This is a genomic window from Pseudomonas sp. Con_6 (genome assembly GCF_059379395.1).
Genome location: NZ_CM182011.1, coordinates 1,847,566 through 1,873,829, shown reverse-complemented (window position 1 = coordinate 1,873,829; position 26,264 = coordinate 1,847,566). Strand labels below are relative to the sequence as shown.

General features: G+C 56.8%; 26 protein-coding genes and 1 pseudogene. 8 read left to right on the top strand and 19 right to left on the bottom strand.

Annotation, left to right across the window (positions count from 1 at the left end; translation table 11 throughout):
* Positions 1 to 40: 40 nt before the first annotated feature.
* The 4 genes from AC5QPF_RS08590 to AC5QPF_RS08575 all read left to right on the top strand — a co-directional run bounded on the left by AC5QPF_RS08590 (position 41) and on the right by AC5QPF_RS08575 (position 2,004).
* Entirely contained in the window at positions 41 to 361 is a 321-nt protein-coding gene (locus tag AC5QPF_RS08590; protein WP_494962821.1) for a hypothetical protein, read from the top strand.
* Between the two features lie 37 nt (positions 362 to 398).
* Positions 399 to 956 carry a Smr/MutS family protein gene (locus AC5QPF_RS08585; protein ID WP_494962820.1) on the top strand — a complete coding sequence of 186 codons (558 nt, stop codon included), beginning with the start codon at positions 399 to 401 and terminating at the stop codon, positions 954 to 956.
* Between the two features lie 69 nt (positions 957 to 1,025).
* Positions 1,026 to 1,571: a GTP cyclohydrolase I FolE gene (gene folE, locus AC5QPF_RS08580; protein ID WP_494962819.1), complete on the top strand. Its 546-nt coding sequence runs from the start codon at positions 1,026 to 1,028 to the stop codon at positions 1,569 to 1,571.
* 61 nt (positions 1,572 to 1,632) lie between these two features.
* Entirely contained in the window at positions 1,633 to 2,004 is a 372-nt protein-coding gene (locus AC5QPF_RS08575) for a glutathione S-transferase N-terminal domain-containing protein (protein WP_494962818.1), read from the top strand.
* Between the two features lie 139 nt (positions 2,005 to 2,143).
* Here AC5QPF_RS08575 and AC5QPF_RS08570 read toward each other — a convergent pair whose 3' ends face one another.
* Positions 2,144 to 2,746 (bottom strand): glutathione S-transferase N-terminal domain-containing protein, encoded by a 603-nt coding sequence (locus tag AC5QPF_RS08570; RefSeq protein ID WP_494962817.1) that lies wholly within the window; start codon positions 2,744 to 2,746, stop codon positions 2,144 to 2,146.
* Positions 2,747 to 2,883: 137 nt separating this feature from the next.
* Between AC5QPF_RS08570 and AC5QPF_RS08565 the strand changes: the two genes are divergently transcribed.
* Complete coding sequence (locus AC5QPF_RS08565; protein ID WP_494962816.1) at positions 2,884 to 4,077, top strand: benzoate/H(+) symporter BenE family transporter; 1,194 nt, start codon at positions 2,884 to 2,886, stop codon at positions 4,075 to 4,077.
* A gap of 15 nt (positions 4,078 to 4,092) precedes the next feature.
* Here the strand turns inward: AC5QPF_RS08565 and AC5QPF_RS08560 are convergent, their stop codons facing one another.
* From AC5QPF_RS08560 to AC5QPF_RS08550, 3 genes and pseudogenes are all read right to left on the bottom strand, one after another.
* Entirely contained in the window at positions 4,093 to 4,797 is a 705-nt protein-coding gene (locus tag AC5QPF_RS08560; protein ID WP_494964145.1) for a methyl-accepting chemotaxis protein, read from the bottom strand.
* A gap of 207 nt (positions 4,798 to 5,004) precedes the next feature.
* Positions 5,005 to 5,178: pseudogene (locus AC5QPF_RS08555) on the bottom strand (methyl-accepting chemotaxis protein); the annotation flags it as partial.
* Positions 5,179 to 6,170: 992 nt separating this feature from the next.
* Entirely contained in the window at positions 6,171 to 7,583 is a 1,413-nt protein-coding gene (locus AC5QPF_RS08550) for an aminotransferase class I/II-fold pyridoxal phosphate-dependent enzyme (protein WP_494962815.1), read from the bottom strand.
* 115 nt (positions 7,584 to 7,698) lie between these two features.
* On the opposite strand from AC5QPF_RS08550, the gene AC5QPF_RS08545 reads away from it, so the two are divergent.
* Positions 7,699 to 8,868: an MFS transporter gene (locus AC5QPF_RS08545; RefSeq protein ID WP_494962814.1), complete on the top strand. Its 1,170-nt coding sequence runs from the start codon at positions 7,699 to 7,701 to the stop codon at positions 8,866 to 8,868.
* Here the strand turns inward: AC5QPF_RS08545 and AC5QPF_RS08540 are convergent.
* Entirely contained in the window at positions 8,861 to 9,622 is a 762-nt protein-coding gene (locus AC5QPF_RS08540) for an SDR family oxidoreductase (protein ID WP_494962813.1), read from the bottom strand. The genes AC5QPF_RS08545 and AC5QPF_RS08540 overlap by 8 nt on opposite strands.
* A gap of 230 nt (positions 9,623 to 9,852) precedes the next feature.
* Here AC5QPF_RS08540 and AC5QPF_RS08535 point away from each other — a divergent pair, with 230 nt between their 5' ends.
* Positions 9,853 to 10,857, top strand: a complete 1,005-nt coding sequence (locus AC5QPF_RS08535; RefSeq protein ID WP_494962812.1) for a zinc-binding dehydrogenase — start codon at positions 9,853 to 9,855, stop codon at positions 10,855 to 10,857.
* Between the two features lie 36 nt (positions 10,858 to 10,893).
* On the opposite strand, the gene pyrF is transcribed toward AC5QPF_RS08535, so the two are convergent.
* Positions 10,894 to 11,595 carry an orotidine-5'-phosphate decarboxylase gene (gene pyrF / locus AC5QPF_RS08530; RefSeq protein WP_494962811.1) on the bottom strand — a complete coding sequence of 234 codons (702 nt, stop codon included), beginning with the start codon at positions 11,593 to 11,595 and terminating at the stop codon, positions 10,894 to 10,896.
* Between the two features lie 178 nt (positions 11,596 to 11,773).
* On the opposite strand from pyrF, the gene AC5QPF_RS08525 reads away from it, so the two are divergent.
* A complete protein-coding gene (locus AC5QPF_RS08525; RefSeq protein ID WP_458975742.1) occupies positions 11,774 to 11,941 on the top strand; it encodes a DUF2897 family protein in 168 nt (55 codons plus the stop codon).
* Positions 11,942 to 12,000: 59 nt separating this feature from the next.
* On the opposite strand, the gene AC5QPF_RS08520 is transcribed toward AC5QPF_RS08525, so the two are convergent.
* From AC5QPF_RS08520 to AC5QPF_RS08460, 13 genes are all read right to left on the bottom strand, one after another.
* Entirely contained in the window at positions 12,001 to 12,318 is a 318-nt protein-coding gene (locus AC5QPF_RS08520) for a helix-hairpin-helix domain-containing protein (protein WP_494964144.1), read from the bottom strand.
* A gap of 225 nt (positions 12,319 to 12,543) precedes the next feature.
* On the bottom strand, positions 12,544 to 13,449 hold the full coding sequence (locus AC5QPF_RS08515) for an NAD-dependent epimerase/dehydratase family protein (protein ID WP_494962810.1): 906 nt from the start codon (positions 13,447 to 13,449) through the stop codon (positions 12,544 to 12,546).
* A 191-nt stretch (positions 13,450 to 13,640) separates the two neighbouring features.
* Positions 13,641 to 15,665: a polysaccharide biosynthesis protein gene (locus tag AC5QPF_RS08510; RefSeq protein WP_494962809.1), complete on the bottom strand. Its 2,025-nt coding sequence runs from the start codon at positions 15,663 to 15,665 to the stop codon at positions 13,641 to 13,643.
* Between the two features lie 59 nt (positions 15,666 to 15,724).
* Positions 15,725 to 16,735, bottom strand: coding sequence for an MraY family glycosyltransferase (locus tag AC5QPF_RS08505; protein WP_494962808.1), 1,011 nt, complete (start codon positions 16,733 to 16,735; stop codon positions 15,725 to 15,727).
* The gene (locus AC5QPF_RS08500; protein ID WP_494962807.1) at positions 16,732 to 16,971 is read right to left on the bottom strand and encodes a hypothetical protein; all 240 of its coding nucleotides are present in this window, start codon (positions 16,969 to 16,971) and stop codon (positions 16,732 to 16,734) included. The genes AC5QPF_RS08505 and AC5QPF_RS08500 overlap by 4 nt, the downstream gene beginning before the upstream one ends.
* Positions 16,972 to 17,019: 48 nt before the next feature.
* Positions 17,020 to 18,309 (bottom strand): glycosyltransferase, encoded by a 1,290-nt coding sequence (locus AC5QPF_RS08495; protein ID WP_494962806.1) that lies wholly within the window; start codon positions 18,307 to 18,309, stop codon positions 17,020 to 17,022.
* Positions 18,294 to 19,424 carry a non-hydrolyzing UDP-N-acetylglucosamine 2-epimerase gene (wecB, locus tag AC5QPF_RS08490; protein WP_494962805.1) on the bottom strand — a complete coding sequence of 377 codons (1,131 nt, stop codon included), beginning with the start codon at positions 19,422 to 19,424 and terminating at the stop codon, positions 18,294 to 18,296. The genes AC5QPF_RS08495 and wecB overlap by 16 nt, the downstream gene beginning before the upstream one ends.
* 23 nt (positions 19,425 to 19,447) lie before the next feature.
* Entirely contained in the window at positions 19,448 to 20,566 is a 1,119-nt protein-coding gene (gene wbjC / locus AC5QPF_RS08485) for a UDP-2-acetamido-2,6-beta-L-arabino-hexul-4-ose reductase (protein ID WP_494962804.1), read from the bottom strand.
* 2 nt (positions 20,567 to 20,568) lie between these two features.
* The gene (locus AC5QPF_RS08480) at positions 20,569 to 21,603 is read right to left on the bottom strand and encodes a polysaccharide biosynthesis protein (RefSeq protein WP_494962803.1); all 1,035 of its coding nucleotides are present in this window, start codon (positions 21,601 to 21,603) and stop codon (positions 20,569 to 20,571) included.
* A complete protein-coding gene (locus tag AC5QPF_RS08475) occupies positions 21,596 to 22,807 on the bottom strand; it encodes a glycosyltransferase (protein ID WP_494962802.1) in 1,212 nt (403 codons plus the stop codon). The genes AC5QPF_RS08480 and AC5QPF_RS08475 overlap by 8 nt, the downstream gene beginning before the upstream one ends.
* A gap of 34 nt (positions 22,808 to 22,841) precedes the next feature.
* Positions 22,842 to 23,852 (bottom strand): EpsG family protein, encoded by a 1,011-nt coding sequence (locus AC5QPF_RS08470; protein ID WP_494962801.1) that lies wholly within the window; start codon positions 23,850 to 23,852, stop codon positions 22,842 to 22,844.
* Between the two features lies 1 nt (position 23,853).
* Positions 23,854 to 24,861, bottom strand: coding sequence for a glycosyltransferase family 2 protein (locus tag AC5QPF_RS08465; protein ID WP_494962800.1), 1,008 nt, complete (start codon positions 24,859 to 24,861; stop codon positions 23,854 to 23,856).
* Positions 24,862 to 24,931: 70 nt separating this feature from the next.
* Positions 24,932 to 26,185 (bottom strand): oligosaccharide flippase family protein, encoded by a 1,254-nt coding sequence (locus AC5QPF_RS08460; RefSeq protein ID WP_494962799.1) that lies wholly within the window; start codon positions 26,183 to 26,185, stop codon positions 24,932 to 24,934.
* Positions 26,186 to 26,264: the final 79 nt, after the last annotated feature.

The window sequence follows — 26,264 nt, the reverse complement described above, 5'->3', positions numbered from 1 at the left end:
ATTCCCGGTCCAATTCGGGTTATTTACAGAGGAGCTCGGCATGAAGATATCCGACGGTTTCGACGCCAAACGCCTGCGCCCGCGCCAGCCGGGCAGTTGGGGCGCGCGGCTGGCCGCGGCCTTCTCCGCCCTGCTGGCGACCCTCGGCATACTCCTGACGATGGCCGGGGCCGCCAGCCTGCTAGGCCGCCCGGCGGCGCTGGGTGAACTGAACGACAACCACGCCGCCGCCAGCCTGCTGCTCGCCGGCGGTCTGCTGGTGCTGTACCTCGGCGTATGGATCTGGCGCCGCCGTCGCCTGCGCCGGCGCCGTAGCCGCGAACTGAACCTGTCACCGCACCTGATGAAAAAACACGACTGACTGCGTAGACTCTGCGCGGTTCTGGCGGAGGCTTTACATGCAAGACGATGATTTTTCCCTGTTCAAGAGCGAGATGCGCGGCGTCAAGCAGATCAAGCATGACCGCGCCGATACTGGCAAGGCCAAGGCCGATCGCAAGCAACTGGCCAGCCTGCGGCAGAACGCGACGGTGCGCAGCGACCAGACCGTGGTCGACGGCCTGTCCGACCAGTTTGTCATCGACGTCGGTCCCGAGGACGACCTGCACTGGGCCGGCAACGGCGTCCAGGAAAGCCAGATGCGCAAGCTCAAGATCGGCCAGATCCCTTTCGAAGGCAGCCTCGACCTGCACGGCATGACCGTGGAGAAGGCCCGGGAGACCCTGTGGGCCTTCCTCGCCGAAGCTACCCGCTTCGAAATCCGCTGCGTGCGCGTCACCCACGGCAAGGCGGTACGCCTGGACGGCAAGCGGCCAATGATCAAGAGCCACGTCAACACTTGGCTGCGCCAGCACCCCCAGGTGCTCGGTTTCACTTCCTGCCAGGCCCGTCACGGCGGCACTGGCGCGGTGTACGTGATGTTGCGCCGAACCATGCTCGAGGGCCGCGACGAGTAACGCCGCACTTGCGGTGCCGCGACAGCCGCCGTACCCTTCGCGTTTGCGAAATACACCACAGGTAGATCCATGTCCCTGGAACAGCACTACACCGCAATCCTTGGCCAGCTCGGCGAGGATGTCTCCCGCGAAGGCCTGCTCGACACGCCGAAACGGGCCGCGAAGGCCATGCAGTACCTTTGCCGCGGTTACACCCAAACCCTGGAAGAAGTCACCAACGGCGCACTGTTCAGCTCCGACAACAGCGAAATGGTCCTGGTCAAGGACATCGAGCTGTACTCGCTGTGCGAACATCACCTGCTGCCGTTCATCGGCAAGGCGCATGTCGCCTACATCCCGAGTGGCAAGGTGCTGGGCCTGTCCAAGGTGGCACGGATCGTCGACATGTATGCCCGTCGCCTGCAGATCCAGGAAAACCTCAGCCGCGAGATCGCCGAGGCGATCCAGAAGGTCACCGGAGCCATGGGCGTGGCAGTGGTCATCGAGGCCAAGCACATGTGCATGATGATGCGCGGTGTGGAGAAGCAAAACTCGTCCATGATCACTTCGGTGATGCTCGGCGAATTCCGTGAAAACGCAGCGACACGCAGCGAGTTTCTCAGCCTGATCAAGTGATCGGGCGCGTCATCCGGGCCGACCTTTCGAGGTCGGCCTTTTCATTTCCCGAGGAGTTGCCATGATCGTCAAAGCCCTGCGGGTTGGCCTCGGCCAGCTGATCGTCTTTCTCGACTGGGTCAGCCGTCCGGCCAAGCTCAAGCGTGATCCCGCCGCCCAGGCGAAGGTCGAGCAGGAAGCCCGTGGCCTGAGCCTGTACCAGTTCCACGCCTGCCCGTTCTGCGTGAAGACCCGCCGCACCCTGCACCGCCTGAACGTGCCGGTGACGCTGCGGGATGCGAAGAACAACGAGCAGGATCGCCAGACCCTGCTGAACGAAGGCGGCAAGATCAAGGTGCCGTGCCTGCGTATCGAGGAAGATGGCAAGACCACCTGGATGTATGAGTCCAAGGCGATCATCGCTTACCTGGACAAGCGCTTCTCGGCGGTGTGACTACCGGCCTCATCGCTGGCAAGCCAGCTCCCACAGGTACCGCACCGATCTCAATAGCAGTGCTGTGCCTGTGGAATACAGCCCTGGAGTCGCCGCGGTGGGAGCTGGCTTGCCAGCGATAGGGCCGGCAGCAGCGACATCAATCCACCATCGGCACATGCCGCGGATGCTCCGCCACCCGCGCCAGCCACTCACGCACCTTCGGATAGGCCGCCAGGTCGAAGCCGCCCTCATGGGCCACATGGGTGTAGGCATACAGCGCCACATCGGCGATCGAATACCGGTCCCCCACCAGGTACGGTGTCACTTCCAGTTGCCGCTCCATCACCCTCAGCGCCTTGTGCCCGCCCTTGTGCAGCTTGCGGTACTCGTCCAGGCGCTCGTCCGGCAGCCCCAGATAGAACTGGATGAAACGCGCCACGGCGATATAGGGCTCATGGCTGTACTGCTCGAAGAACTGCCATTGCAACACCTGGGTGCGCAGGCGCGGCTCGCTAGGCAGGAATTCACTGCCCTCGGCGAGGAAGTTGAGGATCGCATTGGACTCCCACAGGCAGGTGCCGTCTTCCAACTGCAGTACCGGCACCTTGCCATTGGGGTTCATCGCCAGAAATTCCGGCGTCTCCGTCTCACCCTTGAGAATATCCACCGGCTGCCAGGTGTAGGGCAGGTCGAGCAGATGCAGCATCAGCTTGATCTTGTAGCAGTTGCCCGACTGATAATCCCCATAGACCTTGTACATCGTGCCCCTCCCCCATTTGCGCAAAACGAAAAACGATGACTGTACGGTTAAATGCACTGACGGCTGTACCGCACCCGCTACCCCATCGCACGGTAGTCTGAAAAATCTGCTTACATCGAAACAATAAGGAATTTCCCATGCCCGACGCCACCTCCGCGCACTTGCGGCCGCTGGCCGACACTTCTCCTTCGGCGGTGGTCGCCGGCTTCATCGCCATGCTCACCGGCTACACCAGCTCGCTGGTCCTGATGTTCCAGGCCGGCCAGGCAGCAGGCCTCACAACAGGCCAGATCTCCTCGTGGATCTGGGCCCTGTCGATGGGCATGGCAGTGTGCAGCATCGGCCTGTCGTTGCGCTACCGCACACCGGTGACCGTGGCCTGGTCCACTCCGGGCGCCGCCTTGCTGGTCACCAGCCTGAGCGGCGTGAGCTATGGCGAGGCCATTGGCGCCTACATCACCTGCGCCGTCCTGGTAGTGATCTGCGGCTTGACCGGCAGCTTCGAACGCCTGATGCGACGGATCCCGGCCTCGCTGGCCTCGGCATTGCTGGCGGGCATCCTGTTCAAGATCGGCATCGAAATCTTCGTCGCCGCGCAGCATCGCACCAGCCTGGTCCTGGCCATGCTGTTCAGCTACCTGCTGGTCAAGCGCCTGTCGCCGCGCTATTCGGTGCTGGCGGCGCTGGTGGTGGGCACGGCGTTGTCCGCAGTGTTGGGACTGCTGGACTTCAGCCACTTCACCCTGGAAGTGGCAACGCCCGTGTGGACTACGCCAACCTTCTCCCTGGCAGCGACGATCAGCATCGGCATCCCGTTGTTCGTGGTGGCGATGACCTCGCAGAACATGCCCGGGATCGCCGTGTTGCGCGCCGACGGTTACCAGGTGCCGGCGTCGCCGCTGATCTCGGTCACCGGCCTGGCCTCGCTGCTGCTCGCCCCCTTTGGCGCCCACGGGGTCAACCTGGCGGCGATCAGCGCGGCGATCTGCACCGGGCCACACGCCCACGAGAACCCTGAGAAGCGCTATACCGCGGCAGTCTGGTGCGGGATCTTCTACGCCATCGTCGGCACCTTCGGCGCCACCCTGGCGGCGCTGTTCGCCGCGCTGCCGAAAGAGCTGGTACTGTCTATCGCCGCCCTGGCCCTGTTCGGCTCGATCATGAACGGCCTCAGCGTGGCGATGAACGAAGTGAAAGAGCGCGAGGCAGCGCTGATTACCTTCATGGTCACCGCCTCGGGCTTCACCCTGTTCTCCATCGGCTCGGCCTTCTGGGGCATCGTCGCCGGGGTGCTGACCCTGCTGATCCTCAACTGGCGCAAGGCCGTCTGACAGGCCTTTCCGGACTCAGATCCGGAAATGCCCGACCATCCCCTTCAGCTCCGTCCCCAACTGCGCCAGTTCGATACTCGAACTGGCGTTGCCGCGCATGGCCATCGCTGACTGATCGGCACTGCTGCGGATCTGCGTAACGCTGCGGCTGATTTCCTCGGCCACCGAGCTCTGCTGCTCGGCCGCCGCAGCGATCTGCTGGTTCATCTGCTGGATCAGTGACACCGCGCTGGCGATGCTGCCCAACGCGCTTTCGGTCTGCAGGGCGTCGGCCACCGCCAGCTTGACCAGTTCGCCACTGCCCTGGATCTGCGCCACCGAGGCCTGGGCATTGCTGCGCAGGCTGCTGACCAGGCGCTCGATCTCGCCGGTGGATTGTTGGGTGCGCTGGGCCAGGGCGCGCACTTCGTCTGCGACCACGGCAAAGCCACGACCTTGCTCACCGGCCCGGGCTGCCTCGATGGCCGCGTTGAGGGCCAGCAGGTTGGTCTGCTCGGCAACACTCTTGATCACTTCCAGTACCGAACCGATGTGCTGAATCTCGGCACTCAGGCTCTCGATGCTGTGGCTGGCAGAGTCCGCAGCACTGGCCAGGCGCTCGATACGCTGCATGCTCTGGCGCACCACCTGCTGGCCGCTTTCCACCTTGCCGTCCGCCGACTGCGCGGCCTGCGCCGCTTCCTCGGCATCGCGGGCGACGCTGTGGACGGTGGCGGTCATCTGCTGCATGGCAGTGGCGACCTGGTCGGTCTCGTCCTTCTGGCTGCTGACTTCGCGGTTGGTCTGCTCGGTCACCGCCGACAGGCTGTGGGCGTTGCTGGCGAGCTTGTCGATGCCGGCCTGCAGGCCGCTGACGATGCCGCTCAGGCCGCTGCCCATCTGCTGCATGGCCAGGAGCAATTGGCCGACCTCGTCGCGACGATCAACGGCAATCTCGCCACGCAGGTCGCCAGCGGCGATTTCCTGGGCGCGGACGATGACCCGGCGCAGTGGCAGGACGATCGCGCGGGTGATAAGGACCGCCGCCACCACGCCCACCAGCAGCGCCGCCAGTGAAGAAATCAGGATCAGCAAGGCGTTGCGCTTCAATTCCGCCTGCATGGCGGCGTCGATGTCGGCGTTGATCTGATCGACCCGTGCAGTGACCTGCTCGGAACGCGCCTGCAACTGCTTGCGCAACTGATCTTCACGGGCCAGCAGGTCGGTGTATTCACCGAGCTTCTCGCCGAAGCTGGCAATATGCGTGGTGACTTCGCCGAGCACGCTCTGGTAGCCCGGATCCTGCACCGTGCCCTTGAGCTGGCCGGCCAGTTGCGCGGCCTGCTCAGCCTGCTCGATACGACCCTGGCGTGCATCCTCGGCGCCCTTGCGGTTCTGCTCCAGACGTACCCGCGCCTCGTCCATGGCCTGCAGCATCAGGCGCGCCACCTGGGCAACCTGGCCGGCCTGCTCGACGAACTCGGCGCCTTTCTGGCCTTGGGAATCCTTGAGGGTCCAGGTGCCGTCGTCGGCCAGTCCGGCCTGCAGGACATCGAGGTTGTTGGCGACGCTGGACACCGACCAACTGGCCATGTCCAGCGCCAGTTCCTTGGACTGGGTCAGCTCCACGTACTCGTCGAAGGCCTGGCGGTAGGCGGTGAGCGCGCTTGCGACATCGCTGCCAGCCAGCTCGGGCAGTTCCGCGGCCCGGCTGGTCAGCGCCTCGACGCCCTTGCGCAGCGCCTCGGCCTCCTTGGGATCGGAGCGCTGGGCGTAGCGTTGCTCATGCATGCGCAGCGCCAGCACGCCGTTGTTGAACGCAGTGATCTGCTTGAGCCCGTCGAAGCGCTGGCCCAGCCCGTACAACGCGGCGATACCGATTGCCGCCACCACTGCCGTGAGCAGCAGTACCAGAGTGAATCCAAGCCCCAGCTTGCGGGCCATGCCCAGGTTGGCAAAACCGCCATTCGCGCCCGAGTTCATTGTTCGCCGCCCTCTCCTGCTGCCCTTGGAAAACGTGCCGGATATCCAAGGGTGCAGAGTGGCAATGGCGTTGGTGAGTGCACAAGACACCCCTGTCGCAATAATGGCAAAAAGCTAGGGAGTCGTCGTTTTCAGGAAGCTGGAGGTCGTCGCGACGATGCTTGCGAGACGGCCTGGAAAAACGCCTGGGCACGTAGGTCGCGGGCATAGGCGACGTTGATGCGCAGCCAGTCGCTGTCGCGGCCTTGCGGGTCGAAAGCGGAGCCCGGTGAAAGGAGTACACCGGCGGCCTGGGCGAGTTGCTGCAGGCAGGCAAAGTCCACGCCCGGGTAGCGGGTCCAGACGAACATGCCGCCGTAGGGCTCGGCGAAGACTTCCCAGCCATTGGCTTCAAGCAGGCGCAGGGCGCTGGCCATATGCTCCGCCAAGCGTACCCGCAGGCGTTGCACGCTCTTGCGGTACACGCCGCTGCCGAGCAACTGCGCCACCACCTGTTCGGCGAAGCGCGAAGCACCAATACCGGTGATCATCTTGACCTCGGCCAAGCGCGCGATCAGCCCCGCGTCAGCCACCAGATAGCCGACCCGCAGCGAACTGCTGAGCGTCTTGGAGAAGCTTGCCAGGTAGATCACCCGCTGCTGGCTGTCGAGGGTCGTCAGGCGGGTTGCCGGGCCTTCCTGGAAGTCGGCGTAGATGTCGTCCTCGATGATCCGCAGGTCATGCTCGCCGGCCAGTTCCAGCAAGCGCTGGGCGCAACGCGGGCTGAGGCTGGTGCCGGTGGGGTTCTGGTACAGGCTGTTGAGGAACAGGTAACGCGGGCGATGCTCGCGCAGCAATACGCTTAGTACCTCGAGATCCGGACCTTCCGCAGTGCGCGGCACCTCCAGCATGTGCACGCCATGCAGACGCAGCAGGTTGTACAGGTTGTAATAACCGGGGCGCTCCACCAGCACGGTGTCGCCGGGCTTGAGCAGGGTGCGTACCAACAGATCAAGGGCCTGGCTGGCGCCTTGGGTGGCGAGGATCTGTTCCGGCTGCACCTGGATGCCAAGCAGCGCCAGGCGCTTGCGCACCTGCTGGCGCAGCGCGGTCAGGCCCAGCGGCGGGCCGTAACCGAACAGGTCCTGGTCGGCGCCGCGGCTGACCTGGCGAATCGCCAGGGCGATCTCCTCGCTCTGTCGCCAGTTGCCTGGCAGCCAGCCACAACCGAGACGCAGCAGGTCTTCCTGCTCGTCGCTGAACAGCCGCCAGCGCCCCTCGGCGCCCTCATCCCAGGCCGGTTCCTCGGCGAACGGTGCCTGGCCCCGGCGCTCGGCGACGAAGAATCCCACGCCGTGCCGCGCCTCCAGCCAACCCTGGGATACCAGGCGGTCGTAGGCCTCGATGGCACAGGACTGGCTGACACCCTGCTCGCGCACCAGATGACGGATCGACGGCAGACGGGTACCGGGGCGCAGGCGCTGGACGGTGATCCAGTGACACAGGCCATCGCTCAGTTGCTGCACCAGGGGCGTGGTCGACTGGCGGTCGAGATTCAGTTTCATGACGTGAAGTGTTTGGTCGGTTTGGCCAAACAGTTAATCACAAAAGCCTGCGAGCTGTGTCTTTCCCGGCTCCGGACGCCTGCGGACAATCGAGGGAGCATCCAAGGAGAACCCCATGACCAGCCGCCACGCCTCCACCACACTGGCCTTCGCTCTGTGCCTGGTGACTTTCGCCGTCAACCTCCAAGCCCCGTTGTACACCGCCTACGCGGCCTTGTCCGGTCAGGGCGCGGCGGCTACGGCGGTGGCGTTTTCCGGTTATGTGATCGGGGTCCTGCCCGTGCTGTTGCTGCTGGGCGGACTGGCGGACCGGGTCGGGCACAAGCGCCTGATCGTCGTGGCGCTGCTGCTGTCCATGGCGGCCACAGTGCTGATGCTGATCGCCCCGGGCCTGACCAGCCTCGCCTTTGCCCGCACCCTGCTCGGCGTCGGCACAGCACTGGCCTCGGCCACCGGCACGGCGTACATGTGCGAACTGCTGCAGGGTAGTGACAGCCGCGCCGCCGCAAACCGGGTCACCGCCAGCACGTCGCTGGGCTTCGGCTTGGGTGCGGCGGTCACCAGCCTGTTTCTGTTGCAGGGGCCGAGCCTGGCACCGGGCAGTTTCCCCCTGCACCTGGGCCTGGCCCTGGTCGCGCTGCTGGCGGTGCTGCGCCTGCCGGACCCAGCCCCACGCCGCTCCACGCCGTTGCTACGCCTGCCCTTCTACCCGGCTGGCAGCCTGCCCTATGGCCTGGCGATCCTGCTGGCCTGGGCTTGTGTCGGCCTGGTGATCGCCCTGATGCCGTCGATCCTGGCGCGCCATGAATTGGCGAACTGGTCGGGGCTTTCGACCTTCTGCGTGATCAGTTGCGGCTTGCTGTTCCAGCCAATCGCGCGACGGATGACGTCGAACCGCTCTACCCTGCTCGGGCTGCTGGTCCTGCCGTGCAGCTACGTCGTGCTGTCCTGGGGTGCCCACAGCGGCGTGCTGGCGGCGGTGTTGCTGGGGGCGATCGGCGCCAGCAGCGCCTGCTACGGTTTCATCTACCTGGGGGGATTGTCGGCGGTGAATGCCCTGGCCGGCCCGGAAAAAACCCGCGCTAGCGCCGGATTCTTCCTACTGGCATACCTCGGGTTCAGCCTCCCGGTGATCTTCACCGGCCTGCTCGCCGACCGCTTTGGAGCCGGCACCGCGCTGGCGTCGTTCGGCGTCCTGCTGCTGCTCGGCTGCCTGGTGGTGGCTGGCGCACTGCTGCGCGCCAGCCGCAACACCAGGATCCAGGCACTGCTGCAGGTCAGATAGCGGTGGCGCCGCCGTCTACGGTCAAGGCGTGGCCTGTGGTGAACGCTGCGCCATCGCTGCACAGGTAGAGCACGGCGGCCGCGATTTCCTCGACCTTGCCGATGCGCCCCACCGGGTGCATCGCTGCGGCGAACTCGGCCTTGCGCGGATCGGCCTCGTAGGCACGGCGGAACATATCGGTGTCGATCACCGCCGGGCACACCGCGTTGACGCGAATCTGCTTCTTCGCATATTCGATGGCGGCGGATTTGGTCAGGCCGATCACCGCGTGCTTGGAGGCTGCGTAGATGCTCATCTTCGGCGCAGCACCGAGACCGGCCACCGAAGCGGTGTTGACGATCGCCCCACCGCCTTGGGCCAGCATCAGTGGCAACTGGTACTTCATGCACAACCACACGCCCTTGACGTTGACGCCCATTATCGCGTCGAACTCGGCCTCGCTGCCTTCGGCCAGGCGGCCCTGCTCGATCTCGATACCGGCGTTGTTGAAGGCGTAGTCCAGGCGACCGTAGGCCTCAATGGTGCGACCCATCAGTTGCTGCACGTCAGCATCCCTGGTTACGTTGCACGGCACGAACAGCGCTTCGCCGCCTGACGCGCGGATCGCTTGTACCGTGGCTTCGCCACCGGCCACATCGAGGTCGGCGACCACCACTTTCAAGCCTTCTGCGGCGAATGCCTGGGCCGTTGCCCGACCGATACCTGCGGCGGCGCCGGTGACCAGAGCGACCTGGCCGCTGAATTTCATGCTCATCGATAGCTCCTGCAACAAGGGTGAAGAGAGTGGCGAGAGTCTAGTCAGGCGGCGTCGCGCTTGGGCAGCATCATCAAGGCGCCGGTTGGAGCACCATGCGAAGCGATGATTATCCCCATTTGCCTTCATCATCCTGCTGGATGCTCGGGTATTCGCTGCAGCGCACGAGCTTGCCGAAGGCGCCGTGAGGGTCTATCACAAGACTTTTGCCCAACCTTCGCGAGGCCTTCATGACTGCCCAGACCAACCGCCGCTTCCTGCTCGCCAAACGCCCGGTGGGCGCCGTGACCCGGGACGACTTCAGCTTCGAACAGGTCCCGGTGGGCGAACCCGCCGACGGCCAGGTGCTGGTGAAGAACCTGTACCTGTCCCTCGACCCGGCAATGCGCGGCTGGATGAACGAAGGCAAGTCGTACATTCCTCCGGTGGGCCTGGGCCAAGTGATGCGCGCCCTTGGCGTCGGTGAAGTGATCGCCTCGCGCAACCCGAAGTTCGCCGTCGGCGATCACGTGAACGGCGCCCTCGGCGTGCAGGACTACTTCCTCGGCGAGCCACAGGGCTTCTACAAGGTCGATCCGAAGCTGGTGCCACTGCCGCGCTACCTGTCGGCGCTGGGCATGACCGGCATGACCGCCTACTTTGCCCTGCTCGATGTCGGCCAGCCGAAGGCCGGCGACACCGTGGTGATTTCCGGCGCCGCCGGTGCGGTGGGCAGCATTGCCGGGCAAATTGCCAGGATCAAGGGTTGCCGCGTGGTGGGTATTGCCGGCGGTAAGGAAAAATGCCAGTACCTGAAGGATGAACTGGGCTTCGACGGCACCATCGACTACAAGGCCGAAGATGTGCTGGAAGGTCTCAAGCGCGAATGCCCGAAAGGCGTGGATGTGTTCTTCGACAACGTCGGCGGCGACATCCTCGATGCGGTGCTCAGCCGCCTGAACCTCAAGGCGCGGGTGGTCATCTGCGGCGCCATCAGCCAGTACAACAACAAGCAGGCGGTGAAAGGCCCGGCCAACTACCTGGCGCTGCTGGTCAACCGCGCACGCATGGAAGGCTTCGTGGTGATGGATTACGTATCTCAGTACGCCGCAGCGGGCCAGGAGATCGCCGGCTGGCTGGCGAGCGGCAAGCTGAAGAGCAAGGAAGATGTGGTGGAAGGTCTGGAGACCTTCCCCGAGACGCTGTTGAAGCTGTTCAGCGGCGAGAACTTCGGCAAGCTGGTGCTGAAGGTCTGAAACGAAACAGGGCCCTTTCGGGCCCTGTCTTCTTTCTTAGCCGCGGATTTCCGCGACCACCGCAGCCAGCGCCTTGGCCGGGTCGGCAGCCTGACTGATCGGGCGGCCGATCACCAGGTAGTCGGAACCGGCATCCAAGGCCTGGCGCGGGGTCAGGATACGGCGCTGGTCGTCCTGTGCGCTGCCTGCCGGACGGATGCCCGGGGTCACCAGTTGCAGCGACGGGTGCGCAGCTTTCAGTGCCGGTGCTTCCAGGGCCGAGCAGACCAAGCCGTCCATGCCGGCCTTTTCCGCCAGCGCGGCCAGGCGCAATACCTGCTCCTGCGGTTCGATATCCAGGCCAATGCCAGCCAGGTCCTCGCGCTCCATGCTGGTCAGCACGGTCACGCCGATCAGCAATGGCTGCGGGCCGTTGCGCTTGGCCAGTTCTTCACGGCAGGCCGACATCATGCGCAAGCCGCCGGAGCAATGCACGTTGACCATCCACACGCCCATCTCGGCCGCAGCCTTGACCGCCATCGCCGTGGTGTTGGGGATGTCATGGAATTTCAGGTCCAGGAACACTTCGAAACCCTTGGCGCAAAGGGTCTCGACGATGCCGGAAGCGCTGCTGGTGAACAGCTCCTTGCCGACCTTCACCCGGCACAGCGCAGGGTCCAGCTGATCGGCCAGCTTCAGGGCGGCGTCACGGGTGGGAAAATCCAGGGCGACAATAAGGGGCGTCTGGCAGGCGGACATGGGCAGGGTCTCTTGGCAAGTCGAAAACGGCGCGCATTGTAAACGATGCAGCGTTGCAACGGGGGCCGGTGATCGCAAATCAACAGGTGACGCATCCGACCCTATAATTGAACCAACGTGAACAGGTTTGACTCGATATTACAGATGCGGCGCCATTGCCGTACAAAGGAGGAACATCATGCCCTGGTACGCCTGGTTGATACTATTGGTGGCGATCGGCTCGATCGTGGGTGGATTGATGATGCTCAGGGACACTGCGAAGAAGTTGCCGTTGACGGATGAACAGCTCAAGCGGATTCACGAACGCAATGCGGAAATGGATGCCAAGGAGGCACAAGATCGTTGATGCGCAGCGAATGAAAAAGGCCGATCTATTGATCGGCCTTTCTTTCCAGGCGTATAAGCTCAGTTTACCGTCAACCGGTCACGGTTGCGCTCCAACAACGCCTTGCCGATGCCCTTGATCTCCAACAATTCCTCTACCGACGCGAAAGCACCGTTCTCCTCACGATAGGCCACGATGGCTTCCGCCTTGTTCTTGCCGATGCCAGTCAACTGGCTTTGCAGCGTCAGGGCGTCGGCTTTGTTCAGGTCGAGTGGTGCTGGCTGGGCATCTGTCGCCATCACGACCGCTGGGGTCGGATTGACGGGGGCTGCACTCAGAGGAAGTGATAAGACGCCGAGTACGGCGATCAGAAGCGAAGCGATAGAAGCGTTACGCATACGATGAAGCTCCTTGGGATTCAGATGAAGAAAGGCAGCATTTCCATGGCTGCCTTTCAAACTTAGATCACCCGCGAGAACCATCAAAGCGACATTTCTTGCCAGATTATTACCAGCCTGCATCAAATCCATCCATGCCCCAACGTTCTTGCCGAGTCAGGGAAGGATGAAACCCAATGTGTCTATGACATTGGATTCCGTAGCGTGACGTCACATGACCTCTCGTCAGCGCTCGAATCGGTACCGACGTCCAGCCTCTATCAAACCGGCACTTGCAGCCACGGGCGGCGTCCATCCCAATAGTTCTCTGCACTTGGATGAGTCCACCTGCAATGAACCGCACAATTGGGTGTAAAGGTTTTTTTTCCCTGCAGCAACTGCCAGCCCGCCGAGCAGTGGTACAGGTACAGGTAGTAACACCTGCCTTTTTCCCATCCCCTGAGCCAACAAACGTAACATTTCCGCAGTAGAAACGTCTTCGCCATCACTGATCAAAAAGATTTCATTAGCAGCCGCTGGATGACGCGCACAGGTGATAATGAAGTCAGCCAGGTTCTCCAGGGCAACCAGACTCCTCTTGTTTTTCACCATTGCGAACGGCATGGGCAGCCCCGAAGCGACCAGCTTCAGAAGCCGTCGAAAGTTTCCGGGCGCGTGGGCAGCGTATACAAGGGGAGGCCTGATGATCACCAACTCCATGCCACTACCGGAAGTCATTTGCTTCAGTGCTTGCTCTGCCTCATGTTTCGAAGTGGCATAGTCCGCATGAGGCGCGGGAGAGGAGGTTTCGGAGAACGGCACACCATTCGTAACATTTCCATTCACACCAATGGAACTGATGAAGACAAAACGCTTGACCCCTTTTTCGATCGCCATTTTGGCAAGCGCGAGAGCTGCACCGACATTGGTCCGCCTGAAAGCGGAGAGCGGGTCGGTATCAGTATCGTTCAAGATATGTGCACGAGCTGCCAGGTGGATAACGACGTCGACCCCCTCAAGCGCTGCAGACCAATTGGTATCAGGCCCCATGTCCCCGATTGCGTGATAAATACCCTGGGCGTGGTCTTCAACGGGTAGGGAGCGCACCACCCCCGTCACCGAAATGGACTCATAAGCCTGTAACTGCTCCAAGACCGCGCTCCCGACAAATCCCTTCGCGCCGGTTACCAAAATCCGCATACTCTCTCCTCAACTGGCTGCGCGCAACGAGCACGGCGGCAGACAGGTTCCTTGAACACCGACAGCAATATCGCCACGTCATTGTGAATGCTGACGATCCACATCAAGCAGCCGTGATCTGGAATGACGGCCGTATGCAAACGCTAAGGTTCGCAACAGCGCTGCTGGTGAATCCAATCGACGATATCGCCTTCTGGAGCATACCCGCTGACCATTTCGCGAAGCAGTTGACGGACACGATCGTAGTCATCATTGGAAATGGCCACCAGCAATATGGAAAGTTTGTCTTTCAGCACATCCCAAGGCAGATAATCTTCCGTAGCGCTCATGATCATGGGGTGTCGCGTGGCAACAACATTGTCTCCGATCAGAAGTTCTTCATAGAGTTTCTCACCCGGCCGGAGCCCGCTGAATACGATGGCGATATCCCCGTGCGGGTTACGCTCCGAACGAACACTCAGACCGGAAAGATGAATCATTTTTTCTGCGAGTTCGACAATTTTCACTGGCGCCCCCATATCCAGAACGAATACATCACCGCCTTGCCCCATGGAGCCTGCCTGGATAACCAACTGGGCTGCTTCCGGGATTGTCATGAAATAGCGAGTAATGTTCGGATGAGTCACAGTCAGCGGGCCGCCCGACCTGATCTGCTTGTAAAAAAGTGGAATGACTGATCCGGAAGAACCTAGCACATTCCCAAAACGCACCATGGTAAACCGGGTCTTGTTTACCTGGGACACATTGCCTTGATCGGCAAACAGCACTGGTGCCACCTCACGGCTCAACGCCTGCAGGGTCATTTCAGCCAGGCGCTTGGTGCTACCCATGACATTGGTCGGACGAACCGCCTTGTCGGTGGATATCAGAACAAAATTGGCTACGCCGGCCTGGAGAGCAGCCTGAGCGGTGTAAAGGGTACCGATAACATTGTTCAGAATCCCTTCAGCTATGTTGTGCTCGACCATGGGAACATGTTTATACGCTGCAGCGTGATATACCGTATCCACTTTCCAGGTCTTCATGATATCCAGCAGCTGCGGCTGATTGCGCACGGAACCCAGAATCGGAATCAACCGTACTGGCAGAGACTCTCGGGAAACACGCTGCTCCAGTTCGGAAAGAATGCTGTACAGGTTGAACTCACTATGCTCGAACATAAGCAACGTTCTAGGACCCAGACTGAGGATCTGTCTGCACAGCTCCGATCCGATCGATCCACCGGCTCCGGTCACGAGCACCGACTGACCGGCAATGCAACGCTCGAGAAGGTCATCCTGGGCAGGAACGGCATCCCGCCCAAGCAAGTCCGCGATGTCGACTTCCTGAATATCATCCACTTTGACACGACCACTTGCCAGGTCCATGAATCCCGGAACGCTGCGGACATGCAAAGGGTAACCTTCGAGAAACCCTAGGATTTCACGACGCCGACCACGCGAGGCCGAAGGGATGGCCAACAGGATTTCTTCAGCACCTGTCATATCGATCATTCGCTGGATGTGACGGGGCTTGTAGACCTGGAGCCCGGAAATGATGCGATTGGCGATGCTGTTATCGTCATCGATAAAAGCAACAGGCCGCATAACCTTGCCCAGACGCAAAGCAGCGACCAGTTGATTTCCGGCAGCACCGGCCCCGTAGATCGCCACCTTGGGCAAGCCGTTGTCGCGAGTCGTGAACGGAACATGCTGCACCGCAGTGTACCAGTCGCCCAGAAAGTACTGCCGCATTGCAAGACGCAACCCGCCGACCATGATCAGGCTGAGCCACCAGAAGTTGAAGATGATCGAGCGTGGGACCAGATTCTGGTGTCCGCTGTACCAGTAGACAACGACACCGAGAATCAGGGAGGCAAGAGAGACAGCCTTGATGATGGTGATCAGCGCGTCATTTCCGAAATAACGCATGACCGCTCGGTACATGCCAAAACGAATAAACAGCGGAATGGAGATGACAGGTGCAAACAGGAAGAGCCACAAATGATCCATTACAGGATTGGCCAGGTCATCTATTCCAAGACGAACCACAAATGCCAGCCACAGGGCAGCCCAGACCAGAATGACATCAGTCACGACCTGCACCAACCGCTTCTGGCGCCGAGGCAAACCAAGCAGCGACGCTCGCACGCCATCGAAAATCCTATCGAACACCGGTACCGCTCCCATGTTGAATCTCTTTTACACCTGACAACCACTGAGGTTCCGCAGCTAACCCATTGACCAGGCTATTCGATACTGCCCGCTTTGTAGAACAGCGCCAACCCCGCCAGCGGTGCATAGGCAACCAACAAGGCCGAGAAACCATCGATACCCAGCAGCATGACGCACAAGGCCACAGGCAACAACCAGAACAGATTGAGCGCAGCTACCCCAAGAGTGACCGGAAGGTGCTTGCCGTAGCGCCGGGAAGCGAACTGATAAGCGTGGCTCCTGTGTGCCTCGTAAACCTTGTCCCCCCGGACGAGACGCCGCATGAGCGTGAAAGTGGCATCGACGATGAAGACGCCTAGAAGAATCAACCAGCACCAGAACAACTGTTGGGAGGCCCAGGCGGCCTGCAGGGCCAGAACCCCAAGGATGACACCTAGAAAGCCACTGCCAGCATCCCCCATGAATATGCGAGCGGGCGGAAAATTCCAGAACAGGAATCCTGAAACGGCAGTGGCCAGCAAGAGCGGGAGGACGATCAGATGTTCAAAACCAGTCAGCCAATAAAGCAAGGAGGCACCGAGACAGGCAGAAATTGCCTCAACGCTGGCCAGTCCGTCGATACCGTCCATGAAATTGTATAGATTCAACATCCAGACGAGATAAACAGCCGCTAACACTGCCCCTGACAGCCCAAAATCGATTTGCCAGCCAAAAATCTGCAGTGGCGGCAACCCGCCGATCCAGAACAATGCCCATCCGGCACCTAAAAAATGCCCGAGCAGGCGCCAGCGCGCAGCTATATGCCCGTGATCATCCATGAATCCGATAACAGCAACTATCCCTCCCCCACCGACAAGCGCAAACACCGTAGAAGCCTCGATCAGTCCAATAAGACCAGCGAAAACGGTCGCGAGCACAAATGCCAGCACAATCGCAACGCCCCCTCCACGAGGAGTGGGAACCATGTGGGAACTTCTTGCATTCGGAACATCAATGATGCTCTTTGCCAATGCGTAGCGTCGCAGCGCGCCTGTCAACAGCATAGATACAAGCACCACCAGCGGAGCCAGCCACCATAGCGTCATTTTCTTTGCTCTTCCTGATAATAGCCAACGGCTGCTTCCAGCGCGGCTTTGGCGCCTGCGAAAGGCACCCGTTCCAATAAAGTTTGAATCCTTGATGGATCAACGTGAAAACGATTCTCAAAACCGCGTTGACATCCAGGATTTGTACCGTCGCTTAATGCAGCAGCAGTCTTGATGGGTCCGTGCAAGGAACTATCAAAGACTGCCAGCAGGGGAAAGGAGTTCATACTTGCCAAACGCATTACCTGCAGAAATACCCGCTCTCGCAAGAAAAGCAGCGCACCTCATCTAGTCTCGTTCTTACGTAGCGTTGCCGTGCGCATCAGAGACTCGAGCGTGCTCATGAGTTTGTCCCTTTCAAAATGCTCCTCGTAGTACTGTCTGCCCGCACGCCCCATCGCTTCACGCTGCTCAGGCGTCATCGATGCCATGGTGCGAACAATCTCGCTGAGCGCGACGGCATCACCTGATGGACACGACAGACCAGCACCGGACTCGTTGATCACCTTCGCCGCTTCTCCATCTACGGCCCCAAGGACAGGTCGCCCTGATGCGAGATATGTCTGCACTTTTCCGGGTATCGTTTTGGCGATGATTTCATTGGCCTTGAGCGAGACCAGCAACGCATCTGCTTCAGCAAAAAGGCCTGGCATGGCCTCAAGAGGGTGTCTTCCCAACAGATGGACGTCTTTCAACCCACGAACCGCAACCTGCTCTGCAATCCACTCCCCCATTCGCCCATCTCCGACGATGACCCAACGCACTGCGATAATACCCAGAAGCGATTCGGCAGCATCCAGAATGGCGGGGAAACCTTGAGTTTCTCCAAGGTTACCGGCATAGACAATAGTGAACACGCCAGGCTGGTTGCGGATCAATGTAGAGGGCATTACATGCCTCCTGGACGAAAAATCGTCCTCAGCCCAACTCGGGAAGTATATCAACCGCCCTGCAGGAGTCGGTTTCGTGCAGTATCTCTTGACATCCTCAAGAAAGGCCCGCGACTGGACCAGCAGGTAGTCAGTATTGTTGTAGATCCACGAAACCATCTTTCCAACCATCGCCAGCAGACGAGGATTTTTTACAACACCCACGAAATTCAGGGACTCAGGCCATAGGTCCAGAACCCAAACGAAGACTGGCGTACGCTTCAGTCGCCCTAAAACTATCGCAGGAATTGCCGCCATGATGGGCGAAACGGCATTCATGAAAATCGCGTCGAATTTCTGTCCGCGAAGCTTGTAGGCGCCGAGTGTGGACGCACTGATAAAGAACGAAAGATAATTCAGTGCCAATCCAATCTTGTTTGTGCCACGTGGGACAAGAGGAACACGTACGATATCAGCCCCATAGTAAGACTGAAAACGCTCGGGTTCCTTTCGATAACTTTCGTATACCTCACCTTCAGGGTAATTCGGTAGGCCTGTAAGGACCGTTACCTCATGCCCCTTTTCAGAAAAATAGCGGACCATATCATTGATCCGCATATTTTCCGGCCAGAAATACTGCGTAACGAGAAGAACTCTCATCTTTTTCTCGGCCACTTTCGACACTCGACTCAATACCGCTTCCATACCACACGATTTACATAATCGGTATAGCTATGAAGAATACGAACTACTTTTTCCGACACGTTCGGCATGCTGTAATCGGCGACCAGACGCATTGAGCGCAGATCTCCGCGAGACTGAGTTTCGAGAATACTCAACCCTTGCATGACCCGCTCGGTCTCGAGGCCAACCATCATGGCTGCGGCTTCTTCCATACCCTCTGGCCGTTCATGAGCCTCACGTATATTCAGCGCCGGGAAGTTAAGAATCGACGCTTCCTCATTGATGGTGCCACTATCGGACAGCACCGCCTTCGCCTCGAGCTGAAGCTTGTTGTAGTCCTTGAATCCCAAGGGCTTCAGCAGGCGGACATTGGCATGGAATACAATGCCCATCGCGTCCACACGTTTCTGCGTACGGGGGTGGGTCGACACGATGACTGGGAGCCTGAACTCAGCAGCGAGGGTGTTCAACACATCAACAAGTTTGAGGAAGTTTTTGTCCGAATCGACATTTTCTTCACGGTGAGCACTGACCACGAAGAACTTTCCTGGTTCAAGCCCCAAGCGCACTAATACGTCAGACTGTTCGATGCCGCTACGATAATGAGTCAGTACCTCAAACATCGGGCTACCGGTCTTGATCACGCGATCGGGCGGCAATCCCTCGCGCAGAAGATAATCACGTGCGATGGTGCTATAGGTCAGATTGATATCGGCCGTATGATCGACGATTCGGCGGTTGATTTCCTCCGGTACGCGCATATCGAAACAACGATTACCAGCTTCCATATGGAAAGTAGGAATTTTCCGGCGCTTAGCGGGCAAAACGGCCATGCAGCTATTGGTATCACCCAATACCAGCAGCGCCTCCGGCAGCACCTCAGCGAGCACCCGATCCACAGCGATGATCACATTGCCGATGGTTTCGGCACCGGTAGCACCAGCCGCATTGAGAAAATGATCAGGTTTGCGAATCCCCAGATCCTGGAAGAAAATTTCATTCAGTTCATAGTCGTAATTCTGGCCGGTATGCACCAAAACGTGCTCGCAGTGCTCATCGAGCGCGCTCATCACTCGGGAAAGACGGATAATTTCGGGGCGAGTGCCGACCACCGTGACAATTTTCAACTTCTTCATTGCTGTGTCCTGTAAACGACGAATCAGGCCTCAGTGCCTACCGGGCGGGCGTATGTATCCGGAAGATCGCGATTGAAAATCTCATTGGCCCAAAGCATCACGATCATCTCATCTTCACCGACGTTGGTAATGTCATGCGTCCATCCGGGAACAGTCTCAACGATCTCTGGCTTTTCGCCATCAGTGAATAGCTCATAAAAATCCCCGGAGACCACGTGCCGGAAGCGGAAGCACGCTCGCCCCTTGATCACCAGGAACTTTTCGGTCTTCGAGTGATGGTAATGTCCACCCCGTGTAATACCTGGATGCGCGGTAAAATAGGAAAACTGCCCGGAGTCTTTGGTCTTGAGCATCTCGACGAAGACACCTCGCGGGTCGCCGTACTTGGGAATTTCATAAGTAAATCGATCAGGCGAAACGTAGCTCAGATAGGTAGAGTACAACGCCCTGACCAAACCGCTACCGACAGGCTCAGTAATCAGACTGGAACGGCTATCACGGAAGGCATACAACTGATCAGCGAGACCACCCACGGTAATACTGTACTGGGGTTCGACAGTTACATAGGGCTCACCGCGAAGACGCCCATCCATTACATCGATGAAATGCCGAACAACGTCATCAATATAAACCAGATTGATCCGTGCCTCACGATCATGAATATTGATCGGCAAACCGGAGCAAATATTATGACAAAAAGTAGCGACCGCTGAATTGTAGTTTGGGCGCGCCCACTTGCCAAAGACATTCGGCAAACGAAATAAATGCACCGCTGAACGATGCGATGCGTTCAATTCCAGCAGTGAATCTTCGGCCCCACGCTTACTGCTGCCATAAGGATTATCAAGTTCTGCCTGACTGGAAGAGGTATACAAAATCGGAATTTTCCGACCACTTGTCACTACGGCATTACACAACACCTGGGTCAGATCGCTATTACCGGCCTGAAACTCCTTCGGGTCCTGCGGACGATTGACTCCTGCCAAGTGAAAAATGAAATCGACCGCCGCAACCAACCCAGGTAGAGCTTCCAGCGAATCGTCGCGAGTGAAGCGCAGAATCTCTACATCAGCTCGCTCGCCAAGCTGAACAACAAGATTCTTGCCGATAAAACCGCTGGCTCCCGTAATCAGGACTTTCATGATCACTCCTCGGGAGATGCGTGCTCGCCACGCTGAATAGCCCGCATGAACTCGAGCTTCAAGAGCAGACGCTGCATTCCGGCTACGTCAAGACGCTCGGTATTATGTGAATTGTAATCCTCGGTACGAGATATCTTGGTCTCGCCTTGCTCGACGAACTTGGCGTAGTTGAGATCACGCAAATCCGGAGGTACGCGGAAGTAGTCGCCCATGTCCTCAGCACATGCCATCTCTTCACGACTCAAGAGCGCCTCGTAGAGTTTTTCCCCGTGCCGAGTACCGATCACTCGAATAGGGTGCTCTGGCTTCCCAACCAGATCGGTCAGAGCCTTGGCAAGAACCTCGACAGTCGCAGCCGGAGCTTTCTGGACGAAAAGATCACCATTATTGCCGTGCTCGAACGCATAGAGAACGAGATCCACTGCATCGGCCAGGGTCATCATGAAGCGGGTCATGTTCGGGTCAGTCAAAGTCAGCGCCTGCCCGGCACGGATCTGATCGATGAAGAGTGGAATCACCGAACCACGAGATGCCATTACATTGCCATAACGTGTCCCGCAGATTACGGTCTTGGCCTCATCGACATTGCGCGACTTGGCAACCATGACCTTCTCCATCATGGCTTTGGAGATACCCATCGCATTGATAGGGTATACAGCCTTGTCGGTGCTCAGGCACACGACACGCTTGACCTCGTTCTGGATAGCCGCCTCAAGTACGTTTTCGGTACCGAGCACGTTTGTCTTGACCGCTTCCATCGGATGAAACTCGCACGACGGAACCTGCTTGAGCGCGGCAGCGTGAAAAATATAGTCAACGCCTCGAGTGGCATTCAGCACGCTTTGGTAATCCCGGACATCACCGATGTAGAATTTCAGCTTCGCACTACCATAGCGCTTGCGCATGTCATCCTGTTTTTTCTCGTCACGACTGAAAATCCGGATTTCCGCAATATCAGTGTCGAGGAAGCGCTTCAGAACGGCATTGCCGAACGAGCCAGTGCCACCAGTGATTAACAGCTTTTTACCTTCAAACATGCTCGCGTCCCTTAATAGCACTTAACAGCTTGCTCACCTGCATGGCAGGCATCTTGCTTTCGACAATAAACCGCTTTGCTGCCGCCCCTTTTGCCACCAGGACCTCTTCTGGAAGGCCGGAAAGCTCACGCAGACTGGCGGCCAGCTGACCCCGCCCAGGCCGGATCAAAAAACAGAAATCATAATATTCCTGAGGTATACCGTCAAGTCTATACATAAGAACAGGCACCCCGGATGACATATACTCGATAATTTTCGACGGGAATGAGTATTTAGTATATTCAGAATCATTGTCACGCGGATTAATCAATAAAGACGCACTCCGCTGCAGCGTTAGCACCGAAGATCTATCCAGTTGCCCCAGATACTTTACACGACCATTACTGGCCGCTACCGACTCTACGTAACCCCGAGCATTTCCATCACCGCAAATATAGAGCTCGTATTCATTACTCCCAGCCTCTACGAAAGAGTCCAGAAGGTTTCTGATTCCATAACGAGCGTCGAGCGTACCGGTGTAAAGAAAATATTTTTTCCGCTCAACAACTTCTGATAGCGAAATGTATCCAGGATCAGCAATACCTTCGATAACAAGCTTGGTGATATTGCTCTTGAATTTATCCAGCATAGGCTTTGTAATTGCGACTACCGATTCAGCTTTGTTAACCGAATAATAAGACAATCGAGCCATTGCTGAAAAAATCAGCTTCATCATACCAGTACGAGCATCCATGTACTCAGGAAGGTCGGGAACGATTACACAGAGATGAACATCCTTTCGCAACCGCTTTATGATGTAGCAAGCCAACATGAAAGGCAGGTGCATCGAATAACAGACAAGATAGTTCTCCTGGCCTTGGCGCTGCCTCAGTTGCCCGAGCACCTCACGCACCGCAAGATAGACACGGTGAATATTCTTGACGAAGGCAAGATTTAAGAATCCGACATTGATCAGCGTAGCACGATCAAATTTCCCCACAGACCTCTCGGGCCTGTAGCAAAAATCAGTGTAACGCTTTGGATATGAGCCAACGAACGGCAAGTTGACCACAACAATATCCTTGACCAATGCATTTTGCGAAAAACCGCTGATATAGTTTTTCTGCAAGGTATCGGCCGCGGATTGGATGCCGCCACGAGACTTCTTCAGCACTATATCCTTTTCACCATCACTGAAGATACCACCCAAAAAAATCAAGTTCATCTAGTAACCTCTCAAAAAGCGAATCTCTACGCCCCTACCCAAGCAACAGATTATTCTGAAACAATGGAATTACCGAAAGATCTGCCACCGGCAACAGGAAAAACAATACAAGATAAGCACCAAAAAAAAATATATACAGAAAAAGGAACAGCGAAGTCTGTCGCCGTAAAAACAACGAACTAACACAGTGCATAATATTTAGAAAAAATATAGTTCTGAGCAAGCGAATGAAAATCTCCGACTCAAAATAAAGAACAATAAAAAACAATGAAAGCAGGTTAATATTTAAAATAAAAAACAACTCCCGATCTCGCTCCCCTCCAGAGGAAACCCGAAAAACACTCTTACGCTCAAATATGACAACAACAATCATGGCCAACACTGAAGAAACATGAACCGCCGCATTGAACAATGAACTCTTCAGAGAGGCGCCATAGTAATCGAAATGACTCGCCAAGCTCTCCGGCAGCGGCACCGTCGCTCGCAAAACAAAATAAGTTGCCAAAAAGCAAATCCATATAGCGAAGAATCGACTCAGCGGGAAAACACGATTCATTGGCATTATCATAAACACAATAAAAACAAAGGATGACTGGTGAACAGTCGTCGCCAATGCAAGCAGGAGAGCGTACTTGAGGCGACTGAACGGCTTACCTTCAAACAGAACAATGAAGGCTTGAAGCAATATCGTGAACGCTAGAAAATTCCTGACCAACACATAATCCAGCGCAAAAAAACAAAAGGCATAAATAAACAAGGACAGCAAGGGCGAAAGCGTTCGCTTAACTACGTACCGAAACAACAACAGCAGGGTTACAAAGGAAGTGAATATCTGAAAACTCTGAAATGAAAAGCCGGCCTGGTGCGCCCAGAGATTGAGATAACCGTACCCTAGTTCGCCTCCCCACCCTTCCACCGTCTCTCGACTATAGTACAACTCATAAATTTCTCGATCGCCGTTCCAGTAGTTCCAGCCATACAAAACCCACAGCCCTAGAAATACAAAAAAGGCGAGAAATATCGACAACTGCTTTCTAATGTGCATATTATCTCCCAGCTATTTTTTTCTTCAAAAACTGGGAAATACTTTCGGTACGATTAATTTTGAAGATCCGCCGAAGCATTCTTGACAGACGAGACTTCAATGAAAAGAATCCAGGATTTAGAATGATCCTAGCAACAGCATTCTCATAAGGCAGATCCAAAAGGAACGCCTGCGGATGGCGCAACGGGAACTCCATCGGCCGGGTCTTCAAACCGCAGAATCGCGCGACCATGATATCTTGAGCATTATTATTGCCATGAGTCGAGTCGTCATCCACACCAATATTTCTGATCTGATTGTACTTAGGACAAATGGCATAGACATTGTGCGCACGCATACTGAAACTCATTTGATAATCCCAGGAATAAAATCTTCCTCGTGTTGCCTTGGCATCAAATTCGTATTCAATATTATAGCGATCCTGATGATACAAAGGTTCGTATGCATAGTCCTTCCTGATTCGCTCGCGAACGTACTCGCTTTGCCACAAGAGCAACTCACCATCATAGAATCGAGTAAACTTTTCTGCCCATGACGCCCAACCGCAAGGCATCATATTTTTAGTGAATATATAGCTCGAACCGTCCTCTGGCTCATACTCCTTTAGATAATTTGTCCCACAGATCCATAGAACCCTATTATCTTTTCTGTACTTGATCAGCATTTCCTCACAGAACCTGAAAAAGCTCAGCTCTGGAAAATTGTCATCCTCTAGAAAAATTGCAAATTCTTCACGCTGGAAAACCCACTTGGCACCCTCGCCAATGTTAGCGTAGACACCTACATTGCTTTCTTCATACTTTCGGATGACTTCGCAATCCCAGGTAATCTCCGCCTCGATGGCCTGCCGGCAGCGCGCTACCAACGCTCGCTCTTCATCATTGCGCCCGCCATCAGAAAGCAAATAAATCTTTGCAGGAGCGACCTTGGCAATTTGTCTGATGACTTCCAACGGCTTGTCGATGCGCTTGAACAAGAACAACACGACAGGAATATTGAAGCTAGTCATTTAAAAGGCCTCGCGCCGTAATTTTTCATCGAGGAATGATCCACGCCCACATTGACTGCAGCCGACGCCATCAATACCCCTCCATCTTTTTGACCAAGGAGTAGCTGTAGACGATCTCCAACAATGCAGAAGTCACTAGCGCTAGTACAACCGAGTAGATACTCCAACTCATCGCCAGATACAAGCCACAGAATAAGTAGAAGGAAATCACAGATACCACTTGATTACGCAGCACGTAGTCGTAACGCTGCTGCGGAACAAATATAAAATAGATATGACTACCCACTACCAAGAAAGTAACTATATTGAGACTCAAAAGCATCGCAATGTAATATGCCCCCCCCATGCCGGGAGCCGAAACCAGCTCGACTACCCAATTCCCGAAAAGCGCAACGGACAAAATACAAAGTAAAGCCATGAAAAGCTCTATCTTTATTATCTTCCCGACAAGATCCCTCTTCGCGACCTTTACCATCATGGGAAATAGCGCAGCATTAATATTGGAGACAAGAAGGCTTGGCACAGAAAAAATCTTGTTGGCCAGATCATAAATAGCAACTTCCTTCATGCCAAACAGAGATCCTATTATTATCTCAACACTTCTTTGCTTCAGAGTATTTGTAGCCGTCGACCAAAAAAATGGTTGAACCTCAACAACAATCGCCCTTAGCGCGCGAGCCCCAGGCCACCGCATAGTCGCTCCAGTCAGACGGATCATTATCAAGAAGGCAACCATCGAGGACAGTACGTTTGCACCCACAACGATTGAGGCATATACATCTATATCACTGGCATCATTTATCATCACGAAAACAACAGGGAGAGATAACAACTTAAAAGCCAATTGAACAATAGTCAGCACCTTCATTTTCTGTCGCCCATGGAAATACCACATAGGCAGAAAAACGCTAGACAGTGTATTACAGAAACATAGCCAGAATAGTTCCCGGTGCTCGGACATAAATGGGATCATCAACACCAGGAGCGAGAAAACCAATAGCGAAACAATCTCAAACCCAAGCTTTGCCAGCGTCACAGTGGAGAGTAAAGAAGCGTGATAGCTGCCATCCTCCGGATGTAATGAAACCAGCTTGGCACAGTGAATATCGAAGCCAAAATTAACAAAAACCATAAAATATGCGGCGATACTGCTGGCAAAAACAAAGAGCCCGAAGCTCTCAGTGCCAACTGCATTGATCACAAAAGGGTAAATCAATAGATAGAAAAACGAGTTGGCGACCTGCAAGATTGTCATATGCAGATAATTGCTGACAACAGAGCGGCCCTTCTGATAAAGACCCTTGATTTCGGTGAAGTTCACCATGAAAGCATACAGTCCACACGCTTAAACTGGAGCGCTCGAACATTAATCATGCATCCAACCTCTTTCGCAAACACCAAAC